Raw genomic sequence first — 2,590 nt, 5'->3', positions numbered from 1 at the left:
GACAGTTTCCTCAGGCAGATGAAAAGCTGACTCGTTCCATAGAGGTTGATGCCTCTCCAAAGAATAAACCCGAGGCTGTTGACAAAATTGACGGAGCTTTGGGAGAGAATTCTGCTTTTCATCAAACGCATGGGTTCTATGTCCATGGAGTATCGATTGAAACAGCTTCATTGCCCGAAGGATGGGAAGAGCGTACCAACAAAGTTCAGGATTATATGGATGAAATTAACTAAGGTTAACTTAGGAAAGAGCTATTTACAATACCGAAATCGTAGAAAAGCTAGATGAAATTTTACGGAGTTATATGAGTAAGCCGGAATAAAAAGAGCTCTCATGATTCAATTATTTTGAATAAAGGCACGTCAACAGCTGATACTTTTAACCAAAAATCTTAGTATAGGTCTCTTCAAGCATCTCAACCTCATCATTGGTAAGACTTGAAAACTCTTTATTCCTGGCTCTATTAGATAGGCTTCCATTATTTTGTCGTAAGAAACCAATCAGATTCTCCATAGTCTTGTCAGGCATATCAAAATGATAGGTTATGAAGGTTCTCATTTTGTCATGGTTTTCTAGGTATTCGACTTCTTCTGGTAGGGTTTCCATTACCGTTTGTTCAACACATTTATAGAGAAATTCAGCCTGTTTGGTGGCGTCAAAGAAACGATAATAGTCTTTGGTTTCATTTAGTACTTCTACATTTCCTTCTGGTGTGGCTCTCCATTCTACGAAATTCAGTAATGGTTTGGAGTAAGACTCAAGTACTTCACGGTATTCATCAATTCGCTCGAGTATTACTGCCGATATCGGGAAAATCAGTCCCTTTGGAGCAAATTTCATTTTTGATAGTACATGGTGAATGAGATATCTGTGAATACGGCCATTACCATCTTCAAAGGGATGAATGAATACAAAGCCAAAGGAAAGTGCGGCAGCAGCTATAACTGGGTCAAAGTCTTCTTTAGTTAGTTTCTGATTGGTTTTAATGAATCCATTGATGAGGTCAGGAACATCTTTCCACTTGGCAGATATGTGATCCGGTATAGGGGCTCCAGATACCCGGTCATGTACTCCAACAAAGCCGCCTTCTTTACGAAACCCCATGGTCACAAATCGGCTATCTTTAATAACTAAGTCTTGTAAACGGAGAAGTTCTTCCTGCGTCAGTTCTTTTTGACCGGCCTGTCCAATTGCACGTCCCCAACGCTCAGCCCTATCCTGTTGAGGAGATTCCCCCTCAATTGCAAAGGAAGCTTTCGAATCTTTGAGTAGCATAAAGGCTGCGGCTCGGTTGATAAGATCTTTATGTATAGAGCCTAAGGTCTCGTTGACTTGTTGATCTAAATGTTTTTTTCTGAAGGCTTCAAGGACTTCCGTTTTTTGTACTAAAGGGCAAAACTTTTTAGTTCCCGGTAAGTTAATTCGAACCCGATGCCGCTTTGAAAACTCAGCAGGTCCACCATATTGTAGTTTTGTATCAATGACATCCACATAATTTATGGAGTCCAAGTCATCCACAGGTAATTCTTGGTCCATTAACCATTCATACAGAAACCAAATTCTTCTTGGGTATCGACCTTTAGGTTCATTATGGATGAAGTCGAGCAGTTCCGCTTGATCAATATTCCTGAACAAAGATTTCAAGACGAGTAGGTTTACCCCCTCATATTTCAACGCAAAGGTTAGATGTGCACCCAGAGTGTTATCAGGTTTATATCTCTTAGTAAATACTTTCCACTTTCCTTCCACATAGTCACGGTGTTGTTGGCTAACAGCAGATAGTTGGTGTGGCAAGGGTACTACAAGTTTATATACACGAATGAGTGCACTGTACCCAGCCAACTGCAAATTAGGTTCCGGAACCGTGTATTCCTGAAAAGCAGTTATGGTTTCTGAAAAACGCTTATTTTTGTCCAATTTTATGAGAATTGATTATGCATTGCAGAAAGTACAATGAAAATTGCAAATAGTCTATGAAAAATATATATAAAAAGTAATTTATGTGAAAAGAGTATATAGATACTGAATTTTATGAAAAAGGATGTTTATATTTTTTAAGTGTGTAGATGAACTGGAGGTGAAACCAAAGTCAGTGTGGATCTATGGTAAAGTTGCTAAAGGAACCGATGATTATGGCGATCCGCTTCTGGTTGCAATATATGGCCATGTAAAAAACATTGATGAGCTCACGGAAAAGTAAAAAAGACCGAATTATAAAAGATGCTGTGGAGAGAAATTTTGATGTGACCATAGAGTTGAGAGGGATTACATCTGGAGAGGTGGAATTGATCAAGGAGCCTGACAAAATTATGATTTGGGGTTTTGATCCTTCACAAATGTATGCCAAGCAAGGTGAAAGCAATGAAGATTCAATGTCTCACCAGGAATTGGATGCTCGTTCACTGAATGATGCTGATTTATGGGTGGATTTTTTACAAAAACATCCGGAAGTAATCGAAAGAACAAAAACGAATCTAATGGAGAAGATTCATTCGGAGAAAGCCAGTGTTAGAAAGGAATTACAGGAATGGTATAGACTTCTTGAAAGCATGTCCTTTCAACGGTTGAAAAAATTTATGCAATCAGATTC

3 protein-coding genes and 1 pseudogene are annotated in these 2,590 nt (G+C 38.8%); 3 read left to right on the top strand and 1 reads right to left on the bottom strand.

The features are described from left to right. Nucleotides 1–233, top strand: a pseudogene (locus RI561_RS13735) (hypothetical protein); the annotation flags it as partial. A gap of 145 nt (nt 234–378) precedes the next feature. On the opposite strand, the gene RI561_RS13730 reads toward RI561_RS13735, so the two are convergent. After that, on the bottom strand, nt 379–1,917 hold the full coding sequence (locus RI561_RS13730) for a Fic family protein (protein WP_395080816.1): 1,539 nt from the start codon (nt 1,915–1,917) through the stop codon (nt 379–381). Between the two features lie 124 nt (nt 1,918–2,041). On the opposite strand from RI561_RS13730, the gene RI561_RS13725 reads away from it, so the two are divergent. Further along, nucleotides 2,042–2,200 (top strand): hypothetical protein, encoded by a 159-nt coding sequence (locus tag RI561_RS13725; protein ID WP_395080815.1) that lies wholly within the window; start codon nt 2,042–2,044, stop codon nt 2,198–2,200. Further along, the coding region (locus RI561_RS13720) for a hypothetical protein (protein WP_395080814.1) at nt 2,181–2,590 on the top strand (410 nt) is incomplete at its 3' end. The genes RI561_RS13725 and RI561_RS13720, both read left to right, overlap by 20 nt.

The sequence above is a fragment of the Gracilimonas sp. genome (assembly GCF_031581265.1).
GTDB lineage: Bacteria > Bacteroidota > Rhodothermia > Balneolales > Balneolaceae > Gracilimonas.
Note: the sequence above shows the minus strand (reverse complement) of the source record. Positions and strands in the feature narration are given on the sequence as shown.

Excerpts from the sequence above, each read along its gene's own strand:
- RI561_RS13725 (WP_395080815.1), top strand. The coding sequence starts at position 2,042 with ATGTTTATATTTTTTAAGTGTGTAGATGAACTGGAGGTGAAACCAAAG.